13 protein-coding genes are annotated in these 16,394 nt (G+C 33.2%); 3 read left to right on the top strand and 10 right to left on the bottom strand.

The window, feature by feature from the left end:
• Positions 1 to 519, bottom strand: a 519-nt coding sequence (locus tag VGE71_RS18040) for a Plug domain-containing protein (protein ID WP_331139552.1), incomplete at its 3' end; no start/stop codon positions are given.
• A gap of 238 nt (positions 520 to 757) precedes the next feature.
• Here VGE71_RS18040 and VGE71_RS18035 point away from each other — a divergent pair.
• Positions 758 to 1,858, top strand: coding sequence for a hypothetical protein (locus VGE71_RS18035; RefSeq protein ID WP_331139551.1), 1,101 nt, complete (start codon positions 758 to 760; stop codon positions 1,856 to 1,858).
• A gap of 135 nt (positions 1,859 to 1,993) precedes the next feature.
• Here the strand turns inward: VGE71_RS18035 and VGE71_RS18030 are convergent, their stop codons facing one another.
• From VGE71_RS18030 to VGE71_RS17995, 8 genes are all read right to left on the bottom strand, one after another.
• Positions 1,994 to 2,509, bottom strand: a complete 516-nt coding sequence (locus VGE71_RS18030; protein WP_331139550.1) for a molybdopterin-binding protein — start codon at positions 2,507 to 2,509, stop codon at positions 1,994 to 1,996.
• Between the two features lie 18 nt (positions 2,510 to 2,527).
• Entirely contained in the window at positions 2,528 to 3,634 is a 1,107-nt protein-coding gene (locus VGE71_RS18025; RefSeq protein ID WP_331139549.1) for a cytochrome-c peroxidase, read from the bottom strand.
• A gap of 41 nt (positions 3,635 to 3,675) precedes the next feature.
• Positions 3,676 to 5,673: a TonB-dependent receptor gene (locus VGE71_RS18020; RefSeq protein ID WP_331139548.1), complete on the bottom strand. Its 1,998-nt coding sequence runs from the start codon at positions 5,671 to 5,673 to the stop codon at positions 3,676 to 3,678.
• Positions 5,674 to 5,927: 254 nt separating this feature from the next.
• Positions 5,928 to 6,803 carry an ABC transporter ATP-binding protein gene (locus VGE71_RS18015; RefSeq protein ID WP_331139547.1) on the bottom strand — a complete coding sequence of 292 codons (876 nt, stop codon included), beginning with the start codon at positions 6,801 to 6,803 and terminating at the stop codon, positions 5,928 to 5,930.
• Complete coding sequence (gene modB / locus VGE71_RS18010) at positions 6,803 to 7,477, bottom strand: molybdate ABC transporter permease subunit (RefSeq protein WP_331139546.1); 675 nt, start codon at positions 7,475 to 7,477, stop codon at positions 6,803 to 6,805. The genes VGE71_RS18015 and modB overlap by 1 nt, the downstream gene beginning before the upstream one ends.
• A complete protein-coding gene (locus VGE71_RS18005) occupies positions 7,470 to 7,874 on the bottom strand; it encodes a TOBE domain-containing protein (protein WP_331139545.1) in 405 nt (134 codons plus the stop codon). The genes modB and VGE71_RS18005 overlap by 8 nt, the downstream gene beginning before the upstream one ends.
• Positions 7,871 to 8,644 carry a molybdate ABC transporter substrate-binding protein gene (gene modA / locus VGE71_RS18000; RefSeq protein ID WP_331139544.1) on the bottom strand — a complete coding sequence of 258 codons (774 nt, stop codon included), beginning with the start codon at positions 8,642 to 8,644 and terminating at the stop codon, positions 7,871 to 7,873. The genes VGE71_RS18005 and modA overlap by 4 nt, the downstream gene beginning before the upstream one ends.
• A 187-nt stretch (positions 8,645 to 8,831) precedes the next feature.
• Positions 8,832 to 10,034 carry a helix-turn-helix domain-containing protein gene (locus VGE71_RS17995; protein WP_331139543.1) on the bottom strand — a complete coding sequence of 401 codons (1,203 nt, stop codon included), beginning with the start codon at positions 10,032 to 10,034 and terminating at the stop codon, positions 8,832 to 8,834.
• 219 nt (positions 10,035 to 10,253) lie between these two features.
• Between VGE71_RS17995 and VGE71_RS17990 the strand changes: the two genes are divergently transcribed.
• Both VGE71_RS17990 and VGE71_RS17985 read left to right on the top strand, forming a co-directional pair.
• Positions 10,254 to 13,157 carry a TonB-dependent receptor gene (locus tag VGE71_RS17990; protein ID WP_331139542.1) on the top strand — a complete coding sequence of 968 codons (2,904 nt, stop codon included), beginning with the start codon at positions 10,254 to 10,256 and terminating at the stop codon, positions 13,155 to 13,157.
• 32 nt (positions 13,158 to 13,189) lie between these two features.
• Positions 13,190 to 14,005, top strand: coding sequence for a tyrosine-protein phosphatase (locus VGE71_RS17985; RefSeq protein ID WP_331139541.1), 816 nt, complete (start codon positions 13,190 to 13,192; stop codon positions 14,003 to 14,005).
• A gap of 62 nt (positions 14,006 to 14,067) precedes the next feature.
• On the opposite strand, the gene VGE71_RS17980 is transcribed toward VGE71_RS17985, so the two are convergent.
• Entirely contained in the window at positions 14,068 to 16,275 is a 2,208-nt protein-coding gene (locus tag VGE71_RS17980) for an alpha-galactosidase (protein ID WP_331139540.1), read from the bottom strand.
• Positions 16,276 to 16,394 lie beyond the last annotated feature (119 nt).

The following is a 16,394-nucleotide window of genomic DNA, read 5'->3' as shown; positions in this document are numbered from 1 at the left end:
ATCTCCATTCCATCGATTCATACCTCCTGCATGCCACGCCCATTTCTTTCCAATATTTCCATTAAGATCAAAAGACTGTTTATAACCCAAATTTGTACTTCCTTCGGCCTTTACAAAACCTGAAACAGATTTGGGAGTTCTTTCTTTGGGGACAGTGTTATCTTTTAAATTGACAGCCCCTCCAATAGCTCTTCCGCCAAAAAGAACATTTCCATCGTTAATATGAATATCAATACCAAGCAGATTATCTGTATCTGCAATGAGATTAAGATTGGGACTGATTCCTGAAAGATCATTAACTCCCATTCCATTACTTAACACTTTGACACGGTTTCCGCTAAGACTCCTGATTACAACAGCTCCTGAATTTGGTCCGAAATAAGAATTTTGAATTCCCGGAACATGGCTGAGTGTTTCTCCAAGTGTTGTCGATTGGTTCTTTAAAAGTTCTTTACGGGAAATCTTTCTTGAGTTAAATAGCTCTGATTTACTATTAGTAGTAATTACAACTTCATTCAATACATTGGTTTTAACACTGTCCGCGGATTTTAGATTCTGCGAATAGACAGATAGGTTAAAAAGAAGGAACACTAGAAATAAAGATCGCGTAACAATTGGCATAATCTTGCTGAATTTGGATAAATATTGGGCGCAAATATAAAGCTTAAAAACATTATTGCAACAATATTGCAATAAAATATCGCAACTTTGTTGCATTAAATATTTTTAAAATATACTTTTGGCAAAAATTTTAAACATGAGAAAACAAAAAAATTACACCAGAATTCTAGTTATGGGAATTCTATTTCTGTCTATGGCAGCTTGTAACAGTGAAAATGAGGAAACACCTCAAAAACAAATTGATTTTGAACTCACTCCCGGAACTACTATGAATTATGGAGAAACGCAAGACATCGCTCTTCCATCAGAAGTATCAGCTGCAGACGATCTTGAAATAGCTTTAGATTACAGTCTTAATGAAAATGTAAAAGTTACGACTACAGAATATCTTAACGAGAAACTATCAAAAGCTGTGACGATAAACAAGGAATCGAAAAAAATCAGTGTTAATAGTAATTTGTTGTATCCAAATAGTACTGTTTCCAGCATCAATGGATTGAAATTACCTGATAGCTACAAAATTATTGTCAATGTGAGTTCAAAAAGCCAGAACTTTCAAGGGAAACAAACTGTTGAGTTTAAAATCAATCCTGCAAAGATTACCATTAAGGGACTGGACAGCAAAGCCACTATTCCTGTGGGTTATGTAATATATGGCGACGCTGCAAATTTTGAGCTTGAATCTCCTGCAAATGTTTCATCAGACACAAACTGGTCAATTGAAAATCAATCTTCTATCGGAACGGAAGTATCACTGAATTCTAACATCTTAAAATTTGGCAGCAATGCTGGAGATCCTGATAAAAAAACTGAAAAAGCTTACGATGTAACTCCGATACTTCTTAAAGACGGTTTTCGTGTGGCATCTACTACATTCAGAGTTATATTTATACCCAAAATCAAATTCTTCTTTGGTACATATTATCCTGAATATGATCTTACTATATTATTGAATAATATCCATATTGCTTTATCAAACGGGTATGTATCTGCTGCTCCTACACTATCACCAGCAACTTACAAATCATCTTTTGCCATTAATGGAATTAAAAAAGACGGACAACTCTTTACTGATAGCGAAAATATATTTTCAATAAATGAAAAAACAGGTTCTGTCACTGTGAAAAAAAGTACCGCTCTAACTGAAGGTGCATATGAAATTACAGTTAAGGCACTTACAACTACAGGCCTTGAATTTTTGACAACCTTAACCCTAAATATGTCAAAAGCAGAATAATGAGTATAATTTTAATTACTAAGTTATATCACATCGATATTCTTCAGATTAATTATTGAAAAAACTAAAGCCGAAAATCTATTAACAATATAGACTTTCGGCTTTTTAATATAGAAATAATAAATTCGTATTGCATTATTCTTTTGCAAATCGAATAATTAAATGAGAAACTTCATGAACAGAACGTGCAGGTCTATTCTCATCTGGAACCACTAGACGGAAAGGTCCTATTCCATCAGTTAACGGTTTTCCGTCTTTTTTATCAGCCAAAATAATCACCCTGTTTGTAAATACTGGATCCAATTCTGCCAAAGAAAAAAGAACTTCGTAACCATCACTTGCTCGTACCATCATATATTTGGTCAGGTTTTCTCCTTTGAGTTCTTTTCCTAAAGTTACTCCGGCAAGTTTTAATAATTCAAAAACGGGAACGCCAGAATATTGCTGAATTTTTCCGTCTCGATCTTTCATACTGGCTTCTACATGAGGTATTTTTGCAAAATCTGAAAGACCGATTGAAAGTGTTTTTAAAACCTCTCCTTCCACTTTAATTACAGCTTCTCTAGAAGAATTTTGTGCCCATAAAGTATTCGAAATACCCACACAAAATAATGCAGTTAAAAAAAGAATAGATAAAAAGTGCTTTTTCATTTTTGTTATTTTTAATCGTTAGTTATTTCTCTTCAAATGCGGATCAGAGAATTTTGGATCGTTGATAAATGTAGAATCAGTGAGCATTTTTAGAAAACTAATAATATCTGATTTTTCATTTGCTGTCAAACCTAAATCTTTTCCATTTAAATTATTCGAACGATCTTTCAAAGATATACTTAAAGATTTACTCGGGCTAATATGTTCGTTATAATGATCTAAAACTTCTTCCAGATTTTTGAATCTTCCATCGTGCATATAAGGCGCAGTAAGTGCTATATTACGAAGTGTTGCAACCCTAAATCTTCCCCTGTCATTTGGCATTCCTGTCAATTCTTCACGACCAATATCTTTTGGCTCTGAATCAAGTCCGTTGTTATGAAATAATTCCATATACATTTTTGGTGTTCCGTGACATTGAGAGCAATTAGCTCCGCGAATATTCTTTTCTGGCTGTGGCGAATTCATAAACAATTCCATACCATTCAATTCCTGCTGATTAGGCTTGTATTCACCTTTAAGATATTGATCATAATTGGAATTGGCAGAGATTAAAGTGCGTTCAAATTGTGCAATTGCCTTGGTAATTTTTTCCGAGTTTATTTCAGAAGTTCCAAATGCTTCTTTAAAAAGTGGTGGATATACTTTTGTTTTTCGAAGTTCTAAAACCGCTTTTTCTAAATAAGCCCCCATTTCATGCGGATCATTAAGTGGGAATTTTGCTTGTTCTTCTAAACCTTTGGCTCTTCCGTCCCAAAAGAAATTACGAACCCAAAGAAGATTGGCCAATGACATCGAACTTCTTTTTGTTGGTACATTATTTATTCCGTCACTAAATGCTTTTCCGTCTGTAAAAGCTAGTTTTTGCTGGTGACAACTCGCACAGGAAATGGTTTGGTTTGAAGACAATTTGGTTTCATAAAACAACATTCTTCCCAAAAAAACACCTTGTTTTGTGGTCGGATTATCTTCTGGAATACTAATTCTGTTTCCAAAATAATCGGGATATTCCAATTTGTAAGGATCAACATATATAGGATTTATGTCAGTGGCCGCCATGAAAATTCCTGCGGCTGCTAACACCAATAATAGTGTAAAGATTTTATAATGCGATTTTATATACATTTATCCTTTTATAAGAAACATTCTTAAATCTCTTATTTCTATTAATTAAAAAAACGAAGTGTCACAAAGAAATTTCGTCCTTCTTCTGGAAATCCTTCTACAAGACTGTAATTTCTATCGAATATATTGCTTATTCCGGCATCAAGGCTAAAATTTTTCAATATTTTTCCTGATGCGTAAAAATTTAAAAGCGTATAATCTGGAACTCTTGTACCGTAACTTGTACTGAATCGAGACGAATTAAATTCGGCGTTTGCTATTAATCGTAAAACCTTAATTGGCTCAAACTCCAACGTTCCCATAACTTTTGTATTCGGAACATCGGTAAAATAAATAGTTGGACTCGTAATATTTTTTCTTTCCAAATACGTATAATTAGCATTGAAAGATAAGTTTTTTAGAATCGAATAATTTAATTGCGCTTCAATTCCACGGTATTCGGCCTCGCCAAAATTCTGCATTTGCGATCTTCCTGGCTGTACGTTACTTACACTCAAAATAGCATCTGTTATTGAGCTATAAAATAATGCCGTTTGAAAGGTTATTTTATTGAATAGTGAAGCTGTATAATTGACTTCATAATTTAGTGCTGTTTCTGGTTTTAATGTTGGATTCGGAATTGCCGTTCCCATTCGATAAGAATAACGATCCTTAATTGTTGCAAATCGTGTTTTTTGAGAAACCGTTGCTCCTAATTTTTGAGTTTCGTTTAACTGATAAAAAAGTCCAATTTGTAAATTGTAAGCGTCACTTGCGTCTGCGGCTGGATAATCTGATACCATTTTGGTAGTACTATTATAATCCTGAGCCTGAATATTTTTTCTAATATTATAACTCGCCCCTGGAATAACCGTAAATTGATCTGAAACTTTATATACATCTTCAATTCCGAATAAGATGGTATTGTCAATAAAATGACGTACAGGTTCTCCTAGATTATGTTCGCGGTGAACGTCTTCTTTAAAATGCACTGCCACTTTAAAATCATTTTTCGGAATAAGTTTCGTGTTGTATTCTACGTTTCCACCATACGTATAATCGTCGTAAAGACTCTGAAAAGCATAACCTTTGGTCATTGTCGAATAGGTTTTGTCATCATAACTATTCAGAGTATTCTTGAACTTGTCGTAATATATTCTTGTTTTTAAACTGTTCTGATCATCAAGATTGGAGTTTGAAATAAAATAATAACTTTCTTTATTCCAAACTGGCCATTGCCAAAAACGGGGATTGTTTAAAAGTGAATTTTTGGTGTCACTCCCAGCATAAACAGGATTTCCTTTTTCACCTTGCTGATTGATGTATCCTAAAGCATATTCACTTTTTTTGTTTGGAGTCCAACCTACTTTGAAACTTATTTTCTGATCTTTTCGATACGAATTATCACGTTGTCCCCCATCTTCATTTTTCATCGGAACAAAATCAGAAGACATTCTGGTCGAATTTCGATCTAAATAGGAATAACCGCCCTGAACATAAAATTGGCCTAAATTAGATCCCATATTAATGTTTCCGCGATAACCGTTTTCATTGATAGCGCCCAAAGCGCCATCATATTCCAGTTTTTTGGAAGGTTTTCTAGAAATCAAATTAATCGCCCCACCTAATGAATTCGGTCCATAAAGAACAGAGGAAAATCCTTTTGAAACATCAACGGCAGCCAAATCGAAAGTCGTAAATCTGGCCAAATCGACATAACCATCATAAGGCACATAAACAGGAATACCATCCATATAAACAGGAACCTGTCTCAAATCAAAACCTCTTACCGAAACCATCGACTCGTTTCTTGGTCCAGAAGCTGTCAATGTAATTCCTGGAAGCAGATTTAAAGCTCTTGAAACTTCCATTTTATTCTGAGATTCCATCTTTTCTGATGTTACTCGGTTTAAAGTATCCTTGTTCTGATTGTGAGTAATGATAACTTCTCCAAGAATAAAGACCTTGGATGTTTTTAAAGAATCTGTTTCGGTTGTTTTATTTTGCTGTGAAAATCCAAGCATTGGAAAGAGCAGCAATACTGCAAATTTTAATTTCATAGTTTACGATGTTTTCAGTATGTTTTAAAATGAATACTGATGGTTAAAAAAAATGTATTTGGTTAGTTAATCTTTTTAATCAATTATCTCACAAAAACTATCATTAAATCCTCCATTAGAATCTTACCTCTGCTTATCTAATATCATCCTAAATTTTTACTTAGGTCAAACATTAAAAATACTTAGTTTTAGCTTTTCAAAAATAAGTATTTATACTTAATAAATTAAAATAATACTAGAAGTTTTTTTAACTTTTATTTTAAAACCTGAATAATTGGATTAAATGCTTTTGAAGCAACAAGCACTTTTTGCCCAATTTTATACTCTTTTGCCTCCTCTTCTGTGGCAATCACTTTCACAATAGTATTACCCGAAGAAACCTGAACCACATAAATAATATCACTTTTAGTAATACTGATAATCTCTCCAGTCAACTGAAATTTACTGCTTATTTTTTGTTCTGAAAAAACCATTTCAGGCGTTCCTTCTTTTAGAATTCTGCCTTTATCAACCACGATAACCTTATCTGAAAGCTTGAAAATCTCCGAAATAGAATGGCTTATCATTAAAGTGGTAAGATTGTATTTTTGATGAATTTTCAAAATATAATCCTGAAGTTTAAATCGCATGTCATCATCCAAGGCAGATAATGGCTCATCTAACAAAAGTATTTCAGGTTTACGAACAATTGCTCTGGCTAAAGCTACACGCTGTTTTTGTCCTCCTGATAGATTTTGAGGTTTACTATTTTGAAGTGACTGTAATTCCATTAAATCGATCAATTCGGAAACAATTTCTTTCGAATCATTTTTAGATAAGGCAAACTCCAGATTTTCTCTTACTGTTAAATTCGGAAACAAGGCAAAGTCCTGAAAAACAAAACCAATGGATCGTTTCTGAACAGGAAGATGAAACTTTTTATCAGCATTATCCCAAACAGATTCATTCACTTTTATGTTTACTTTTTCGGCATCAGTCAGACCAGATAAAATACGAAGTAAAGTGGTTTTACCAGCACCAGAATTTCCATAAATAGCAACAAACTGTCCTTTCTGGATTGTTAAAGAAATATCCAAAGGAAGTTCGCCATCGGCTGTTTGAAGGATTTTATAGGTATCAATCTGTATCATTAATAAAGAGTCGTTTTTCGGAATTTATTATTAATTAAATGAACCGCTAATAAAATTGAAAAAGAAAACACAAACAATATTCCAGCATAAATATTGGCGTTTTGATAATTCATAGATTCCACTTCTTCATAAATGGCAATCGAAACTACTTTTGTTTCTTCCGGAATACTTCCTCCAACCATTAAAACAACACCAAATTCTCCTAAAGTATGAGCAAATGTCATAATAATACCTGTAAATAGTGAAGCACGAATATTAGGAAGTAAAATTTTGGTAATGGTTGTAAATCTTGATTTTCCTAAAGTAAAAGAAGCTTCCTGTAATGCTGGAGAGAGATTTTTTAATCCCGACAAAATCGGATTGACCATAAAAGGCAGACTATATAAAACCGAAGCTAGAATTAATCCTTCAAAAGTAAAAACCAGTCTTATATCGAAATAATCAGCCAAAAATTTTCCGAAAGCATTTTCTGGACTAAAAGCAATCAAAAGATAAAAACCCAAAACAGATGGTGGTAAAACTAAAGGCAAACTTATAAGCGCCTCCACAACGGCTTTCAACCGAAATCGGCTATAACACAACCAATACGATAACGGAATCGAAACCACAAAAAGAATCAGTGTGGTAATCAAAGCCAATTTTGCTGTAAGCCATAAAGGTTCTAGGTTAATCATTGGCAGCTAAACTTACTTCATTTGTTTTTATCAAGGCTATCACACTATCGTTTTCTTTCAAATTCAATTGCTCACAAGCATTGCTGGTAATAATGGATTTTATCTTTTCTCCATCTGCCACTAAATTTATCTGACTTAAAATCACTCCTTTCTTTATCGATTCAATCTGACAAGGAATTTGATTTTGAATGCTAATTAACGGACTTAGATCTTTAGAAATAATGACTTCTGTTTCTTTAAAAATAATTTTAACGGTTTTATTTTCTTCTAAATAAACTGCTGTTTCTGGCGTATCTAAAACGATCGAAGAGAAAATAAAATCATTGGCTTTTACTTTCACTAAAGAAATTCCTTCATGTGATTGAATTTCGGTTATAATTCCTTTTAGTACATTCATTTTGTTTTGGTATCGTAACCGTAATATTTTAAAATCTCAATTGCCTTTTTTGATGATATAAAATTATAAAATTTTAAAGCATTTGCATTCCCTTTCCCATGTTTCAACACTACACAACCTTGTTCTAATGAAGAGTGACTTTTCGCCGGAATAATATAATACTTTCCGCCTTCTTTCTTCATATTTGGAGTTAGTACAAGAGATAAAGCCGTGATTCCGATATCGGCATTTCCAGTTGTTATAAATTGAGTAGCTTGTGTAATATTGTCTCCAAAAACCAGTTTGCTTTTTAGTTTATCATATATTTTGTAGAATTTTAAGCTCTCTACCGCTTTTTCTCCGTACGGTGCAGTTGCAGGATTTCCGATAGCTATTTTACGAATTTCAGAACCCAAAAGACTATTTATTTTTGTTTTATTAGGATCTGTTTTTTTACTCCAGATCACCAATTTTCCAACAGCATACATCTTTATTTTAGAAACAGTCATTTTATTACTTTCCAGCTTATTGGGATAATCCATATCTGCTGAAAAAAACAAATCAAACGGAGCGCCGCTGGAAATCTGTTCATAAAATTTCCCTGAAGCTCCATAAGTAATCTGTGGACTTATACCAGGATTTTGATTCTTAAAAACCGTATTGATAGAATCTAAAGCTACTTTTAAGTTAGCAGCCGCTACGATTGTAAATTTTTGCTGTGCATTTATAGTTCCGGTTACTAACAGCAAAATTATGGTGGTGACTTTTACAACTTGTTTATTGATATTCATTTCTTTATCGTTTTTGTAGTAGCTTAGCTTGTATGCTTATAAAAGTAAGAATTCTTATTTTAGAATCAAAAAAGAGTCAAATAAGTGATTTTTTAATTATTTGAAAGTATATCAAATAATTATGTCGAAGCTTTACAAAAGGTTAGAAAGGAAATAAATTCTACAGAAAAAAGACTTTTTTTATTCTTTAAAACACCATTTCTTTAACCATCAAATTAAGATATTCTGTTGGCGTGTGCGATGTAACTTCTTTAAAATATCTATTAAACGAAAATTTGGAATTAAAGCCAGATTCAAAGGCTAATTCTAAAATATTAATCGTTCGATTTTGTTCTGATAAATTTTTGAATTTATCTTTTACATATTGAATTCTATATTCGTTTACAAAGGTGTAAAAAGGCTTGTTTACAAAATGATTCAACGTTTCGCTAATATGATATTTATTAAGGTTGGTGAGTTTTGCAAGTTTATCAAGCGTTAATTCGCTGTCTGTAAAATATTGCTCTTTCTCCATCGCTTTTTCAAGTTTGAGTACTATTTTAAACATTTCGCTCTGACTTAATATTTCTCGTCTTTTTTGAGGTTGTTCTGGTTGCTTTTCTTCAATTATAAGAACATCATTGACTAAAAAATCTTTCGAATCAGAGTTTATTTCAGGGGTGTCAACTGCCGAAATTACATTATAATTTCCAACAGATAAAAACATTTCCTGATTTGAATTCTGTAAACCAGAATCGATAACAGTTCCATATTTATATGTAATAATTCTAATCGTAATGACTATTAGAAGTGTATAAATAATACTTCTGCTAAGGTAATTTAAAGACCAAATAAATGAACCTAAAATGGTAAACAAAACACCTAATATTCCGATGCAAAGAAAAAGAGAAGCCAACTGAACAATCAGCTTTTTTTCCTGACAATTTCTCGGCAGCTTAGTAATGGCCAAATAAATGATTCCGCATGAAAAAACAATATCCAGCGGAAGTAATGTATAAAGGCTAATCGTATTGTACCAATACAAAACTTGATAGGCATTGGGTGAAGTCGCAAATAAAACACAAACAGTAGAAAAATAACCAATAGCACCTATAATAAACGGAATAAAAAGATACCATTTGGAAGCACTCACAAACTCAGGTCTGATGGTTTTTAAAGTATATAAATACAATAAAGGAATATAGCAAAATCCTATAAAAGTATTCATCATATTTAATACCTGTTGGTCTTCTACGAAAGTGAAAATGAAAAATTTTATGGAAAGATGTATTCCTATACAGATTACCAGAGAAATTAATAAATCGTCAGCGTTTTTTTTGTATCTGCTTCTTAAAAGTAAAACTGCGGCTAAAAGAGCCTGAAATATTCCTATGGCAATTATGTATTTCATCTTAAAATCTTTGTGCTAAAGTATCAAGAACCTGTTAATTTAATGTTTACGAATTGCGAAAAAATTGATTCGTAACAATTTAATAACAAACAATAAAACATTAAAAATCAATACATTAAAACAAATTCAAAAGATTGATACTTGTTCCAAGTAGTTCTAGTTTGACAAAGTCGTTTCGCAGCTTAAATCGTGACAATCTTTGCAAAAAAACTACAAAACATGACACCAAAAATCAACTTAAAATCTTTATTTAAAAAAGAAAAGAAATTTAAAAAAGTACTTCTCGCCGCTATTTTTACAGTCGGTTCTTTTATATCAGCTAATTCACAGACAATAAAAGGAGTTGTTACTAGTGAATCTGGTTCACTGCCAACTGCAAACATTGTTGGAAAGACCTTTAACAATTCGGCCATTTCGGATTTAGAAGGTGCTTTTACACTTACAGCAACTGCTGAAGGAGAAGCGACTATTGAAATAAGCTATATTGGTTTTGAAACAAAATCGATCACCTTAAATCTAGTTAAAGGAATCAACGATCTTGGTATGATTCAACTAAAACCAGACGGATCAAGTTCTCTGAAAGAAATTGTGGTAAAAGGTACTATGGCGCCATCTCAGGCAAAAGCGTATAGTATCAAGAAAAATTCATTGGCTATTATGGATGTAATGGCAGCAGATGCAATCGGTAAATTACCAGACCGTAATGCTGCCGAAGCTGTTCAGCGTATGCAGGGTGTTGCTGTTGCGCGTTATCATGGTGAAGCCGATCAGGCAACGGTAAGAGGAACTCCTTTTGCATGGACTTCTACTCTTTTTAATGGTAATCGTCTTCCGAGTTCTAATGTTATGGGAAATCGATCATCAGTGTTGGATGCTGTACCTTCTGAAATGATTCAGTATGTACAAGTCGCAAAAGCTGTAACACCTGATATGGAAGGCGATGCTATTGGAGGATCTATCAATTTTATTACACGCACCGCACCCACAAAACGTACCTTAAATGTAAGTGCTGCGGGAGGTTATAATACTTTTAGCGAAAACGGAACTTACAATGCCTCTGTTACCTACGGAGATCGTTTCTTCAATAACAAATTGGGTGTTATTGTTTCTGGTGCAATCTGGAGCAGACAATGGGGTTCTGATGAATTTGCCGCAACGTACAATACAGGCGCAGCAATCGTAGAGCAAAAAAGATCTCTTAATACCGTACTTTTTAAACGTTATATGGGAGAACGTGAAACGAAAGGTTTAAATGTTGGTTTGGAATATAAAATCACGCCTTCTGATAAAATTTTCTTTAGAGGAATGGCTAATAAATTTGATGATATTCGTCCAGTTTATGAATCTTATATTGATTATACCAATACTCGTTTTCAATACAATTACAGATATTCTCATTACCAAACAGCACTAAACGGATTTGAAGTTGGTGGAGAACATCAAATGAATCAAAAATTTAAATTGGACTGGAGTTACAGCAATCATAAATCTGAATATTATCTGGATACGCCTTCGACTTCAAATAATAAAGGACTTCCTATTGCAACTTTCCGCCAAAGAATTACAGGCGGTTTCAATAATCTTTCAAGCGACGGAAAACGTTACTGGGGATTTGATTCTCCAAACGGAGTTGGTGGCACTGTAGATAATTTTGAAACGGGTCTTGCTAATTCAGCAGAAGTGATGGATCCTTCAAAATTATTACTTAATCAATTAGTAATTGCACAGTTAGACAATAGCGAAAGAGATCAAATTGGTCAAGTTAATTTAAAAGTAGAAGCAAGTTCTAAAGTCAATTTAAAGTTCGGAGCAAAATATCGTCATAAAGACAGAACAAACACTTATGGATCAAATTATGTATATCTTCCTGGAGCAGCAGTTGGAGTTCCAAACTCACCAGCTTTAGTACCGCTTTCGAATTTACAAACAACCAATTTTCCTAACGGAAGTAAGTTTTTCGGAAACATGAATGGCGACTTCAGTCAATTCATTGTAAATCCTTTAACTAAAGATCAGTTGTTTAATATGTATGGACAATCTTTCCAGACTACAAATGGCTTTATGGATTTCACATCCAAAACAAATGCAACTTCTTTTTATACAGGTGATGAAGATGTAATTGCAGGTTATGCAATGGCAGAAATTGATGTAACTGATGATCTAAAAATCGTTGGAGGTTTACGTAACGAATACACAAAAATGACTTTAAACGGAACCAAGGCAACTACAGAAGGAACGCCTGCTGTTATTACATTAAGTCCGTCTGTTGTAGAGAATAATTACAATTCATTTCTTCCAATGCTTCATTTGAAATATAAATTAAACGAAAAATCAAATCTACGCGCCGCTTATACCAAAACATTTGTTCGTCCGAATTTTGGAGACATGACACCTGGAAGTTCGACGAATACAACCGCTTCTCCAATGACTATTACACAGGGAAATCCTGATTTAAAACCAACTTTCAGTAATAATTTCGATTTAATGGGAGAATATTATTTTGATAATGTTGGAATTATTTCTGGAGGTGCATTCTACAAAAATATTACGGATGTTGTTTTTACAGATATCAGCATGCAAAATATTGAAGGAAATGATTATTTAGTTACTCAGGCAAAAAACTTAAACAAAGCTTCTTTATACGGATTTGAAGCTGGAATCAACAAAAGGTTTGATTTTCTAAATGGTTTCTGGAGCGGATTTGGAGTTGAATTCAATTACACTTTCATCGATTCTAAAACGGAAGTTCCTCGTGTAACTACAACCGGAACTGTTAATGATAAAACGAGTTTACCAAATCAATCTAAAAACTTATTTAATGCCATTCTTTTCTACGAAAGAAACGGTGTAATGTTACGTTTGGCTGGAAACTACCGCGGAAATTCTGTAGAAAGCATCAACCAACAATTAGGCCCAGATTATTATATCTGGACAGATTCAAACTTTACTATCGACGCTTCTGCCACAGTAAATATTTCTAAAAAATTGAAAGTTTTTGTTGAATTAAACAACTTAAGCGATTCGCCTGTAAAAATGTATATGGGTCCAGACAAACGTCGTATTACTTCTCAAGAATGGTACGGAAGCCGCGGACAAGCTGGTTTACGTTACGACATCTTCTAAAAAATAAAATAATAAATTAAATCATATAAAAAATGAGAAATACAATGATTGCATTAGCGATTTTAATACAAACCGCAGCTAGCGCGCAACTGACTGACAGTATAAAGAGACTAGTTCCAGTAAAAGGCGGAATGAACTTCAGAGATGTTGGAGGTTATAAAACAAAAGACGGAAAAGAAGTGGTTTGGGGTAAAGTATTCAGAAGTGCTGGTGTAGATAAATTGACTGATGAAGATGTCGCTTTATTAGACAAAAAGAAAATTCACACAGTTATAGATTTTAGAGGAGTGGCTGAAGCAAAAGCAGCACCAGATCGTTTGCCGAAAAATACAGATTACACTTTAAGCCCTGCAGGAAGCGACAGTCTTCCAAATGCAATGCAAATGGTAAAATTATTGAAAGAAGGAAACTTTTTAGAGAAATTCTACGGAACTGATGGTGTAAAATATAGCGGAGATCGTTTCCGTCCTTTATTTGTAAAATTAATGACAGCAGATAAAAAAGAAGCCATAATGTATCACTGTACTGGCGGTAGAGATCGTACAGGAATGGCAACAGCATTATTTCTTTACATCTTGAATGTTCCAGAAGAAACTATCGAAGCAGACTATGTAGCATCAAACATTTATTTGAAAAAAATGAATAACGGAATGATGGCGCCATTAGCAAAAATGAGTGGTTTGACAGAAGCACAGATTGAAGAGCGAATGGCATTAAAACCAGAATTAATCCGTTTGTTTTTTGGTGGCATCAAAACACAATATGGAACTGTAGAAAACTTTTTACAGCAGGAAATGGGAATTGGTTCTAAAGAAATTAATCTTCTTAGAAAAAAATATACAAAGTAGTATTGTTTGTGTTTGTTTTTACCATAAAGCGGTTGATTTTTCAACCGCTTTTTTTATTTCAATTATAATAAACTCGTATTTGTTATTTCAAGCACAACACTATTTTCTTGTCTGGATGAAGAAACTTTCAATCCAATTTTCATCAAGAAATCACCTGAAAAAATGTTTCCTGATTCCTCAAAAGTGTTTTTATTTTTTGGCATCAGATTAATTTCTTTTACCAAATATTTTTTTGAAGGATCTAATCCATTCAGCCTTACTAAACCATAATTCGGATCAGTCAGCGGATGTAAAGTATAAGAAAAAAGAACCGACTTGGTTTTGTTTTCATTTACATACATCAATACGGCTCTGCTGTCTTTGTAAGGCGAAACTAATCTGTACAAATCACCTTGTCCAATAGTGGTACTTAAACGTTTATAATTAGATACTGCTTCTTGACAATATTTCAATTCATCTTCTTTAAGTCCGCCAACATGAATATCAAAACCTAATTTGCCCATCATAGCCACATCGGTTCTAAATTTTATGGATTGATTCCCCATTGAAGTCACGTGATTGCAAGTTGCCATTGCTGGATAAAAATTAGAATATCCCCATTGAATAAAAATACGGTCAAACGGATCTGTGTTGTCACTTGCCCAAAACTCAGTAAAATAATTCAATAATCCGTAATCTATTCTTCCGCCACCACCCGCACAAAGCATCATCGGAAGATCTGGATATTTGCTTTTTATTCGATCCAAAACTTTATACAATCCTTTGGTATATTCAATAAATAAATGCGACTGCTGATTCTTTAAATAAGTCGAATAAGCACTTGTCATCATTCTGTTGCAATCCCACTTAAAAAAAGCAACACCTGATTCTGTCTGCATAATATCGTCTACCACTTTAAAAACAAAATCCTGTACTTTCGGATTGCATAAATCTAAAACCAACTGTGTTCTGTAAATATTTTTTTCCCGATTAGGAAGACTTAAAACCCAATCTGGATGTTTCTCGTACAATTCACTTTTTTCGTTAATCATTTCAGGTTCAATCCAAATACCAAATTTCACGTTGGTTTCTTTCGCTTTTTTCATTAAAAAACCAATTCCGTCTGGAAGTTTCGATTTTGTAGCTTCCCAATCTCCTAAACCAGATGTAGAACCACTTCTTGGATATTTATTTCCAAACCAACCATCATCGAGCAAAAACATATCAACTCCCAAAGTTTTGGCATCGTCAAACATATTGCTCAATTTAATTTGATCGAAATCAAAAAAAGTAGTTTCCCAATTGTTCAATAAAGTTAGTCGCGGTTTTTCTCCGTCTTTGATTCCGTATTTTCTAGCCCACGAATGTAGATTTCTACTCGCCTGCCCTTTTCCTTTGTTTGAAAACGTGTAAATAAACGAAGGTGTTTTAAATGTTTTTCCAGGTTCTAAAGTATATTCAGAAGCAAATTCATTGATTCCCGAAATGATTCTTAATTCATTGTTATTATCAATTTCAAACGTATGCTTAAAATTTCCAGACCACGCAATTGTTCCAGAAATAACTTCTCCTGTATTTTCTTCTGCTTTAGCATTTAACGAAAGAAAAAAACTTGGTGACGCAAACATATTCGTTCTTACGCCTAACCTTGAATCGATGACTTTACTTCCTCTTGTCAACTGACTTTCTTCCATTCTCATTTCTTCCACAACATCACTGTAAAATTGTGTCAGCCAATATTTATCTGAATCTAAATGCAAGGCTACTGAAGCATAATTGTAAATTACAACCGGTTTCTTTTCTTTATGCTTAATTTCAGTCCAAGTTTCAATCACATTTTCTTTATAAAATATTTTATAATGAAGTGCAACAAAAACAGGATATTGCGAATCTTTTAATTGAATTGTAATTTGTGAAATATCCTCTGTTATTTTTTCTGAAGTATGACTTTGATATTCCAGTTCTAAAGAAGGATTCCCATCGTTATGCGTCATTCGAATCGCAGGTTCAAACAAATTATCTGTCCCGAAAGTGGGATAAACCTGATGACGCAAATCAATCAACGGATTTCCATCATTAATGACAAATTTCTTGATATTTTCCTTTGAAATAAATTCATATTCAGAACCATTATTCAGCTTTGTTCCTAAATACGTTTGATACAGTTTTTTGTTTCTACCCACTTTTAAAACCAAAGCCGAATTTTCGGTTTCAATTTTAATTAGCGAACTTTCCTGCGCTTGAAGAGTTGAAAAAACAATTGTAAATAGTAAAAGTAATAATCGGTTCATTTTTATATTTTTAAGATGATATAAATCCTTTTTAGTTAAAAATCTATTCTCTATTCTCTATTCTCTATTCTCTATTCTCTATTCTCTATTCTCTATTCTCTATTCTCTATTCTCTATTC

The sequence above is a fragment of the Flavobacterium sp. genome (assembly GCF_036405015.1).
Lineage (GTDB): Bacteria > Bacteroidota > Bacteroidia > Flavobacteriales > Flavobacteriaceae > Flavobacterium.
The sequence above is the reverse complement of the archived record's forward strand: the minus strand, read 5'-3'. Positions and strand labels throughout refer to the sequence as shown.

What these genes read in the sequence shown, in the direction of transcription:
- modB (WP_331139546.1), bottom strand. Translation starts at nt 7,477, where the DNA reads ATGATTAACCTAGAACCTTTATGGCTTACAGCAAAATTGGCTTTGATT.
- VGE71_RS18035 (WP_331139551.1), top strand. Translation starts at nt 758, where the DNA reads ATGAGAAAACAAAAAAATTACACCAGAATTCTAGTTATGGGAATTCTA.
- VGE71_RS18020 (WP_331139548.1), bottom strand. Translation starts at nt 5,673, where the DNA reads ATGAAATTAAAATTTGCAGTATTGCTGCTCTTTCCAATGCTTGGATTT.
- VGE71_RS18005 (WP_331139545.1), bottom strand. Translation starts at nt 7,874, where the DNA reads ATGAATGTACTAAAAGGAATTATAACCGAAATTCAATCACATGAAGGA.
- VGE71_RS17990 (WP_331139542.1), top strand. Translation starts at nt 10,254, where the DNA reads ATGACACCAAAAATCAACTTAAAATCTTTATTTAAAAAAGAAAAGAAA.
- VGE71_RS17980 (WP_331139540.1), bottom strand. Translation starts at nt 16,275, where the DNA reads ATGAACCGATTATTACTTTTACTATTTACAATTGTTTTTTCAACTCTT.
- VGE71_RS18030 (WP_331139550.1), bottom strand. Translation starts at nt 2,509, where the DNA reads ATGAAAAAGCACTTTTTATCTATTCTTTTTTTAACTGCATTATTTTGT.
- modA (WP_331139544.1), bottom strand. Translation starts at nt 8,644, where the DNA reads ATGAATATCAATAAACAAGTTGTAAAAGTCACCACCATAATTTTGCTG.
- VGE71_RS17995 (WP_331139543.1), bottom strand. Translation starts at nt 10,034, where the DNA reads ATGAAATACATAATTGCCATAGGAATATTTCAGGCTCTTTTAGCCGCA.
- VGE71_RS17985 (WP_331139541.1), top strand. Translation starts at nt 13,190, where the DNA reads ATGAGAAATACAATGATTGCATTAGCGATTTTAATACAAACCGCAGCT.
- VGE71_RS18025 (WP_331139549.1), bottom strand. Translation starts at nt 3,634, where the DNA reads ATGTATATAAAATCGCATTATAAAATCTTTACACTATTATTGGTGTTA.
- VGE71_RS18015 (WP_331139547.1), bottom strand. Translation starts at nt 6,803, where the DNA reads ATGATACAGATTGATACCTATAAAATCCTTCAAACAGCCGATGGCGAA.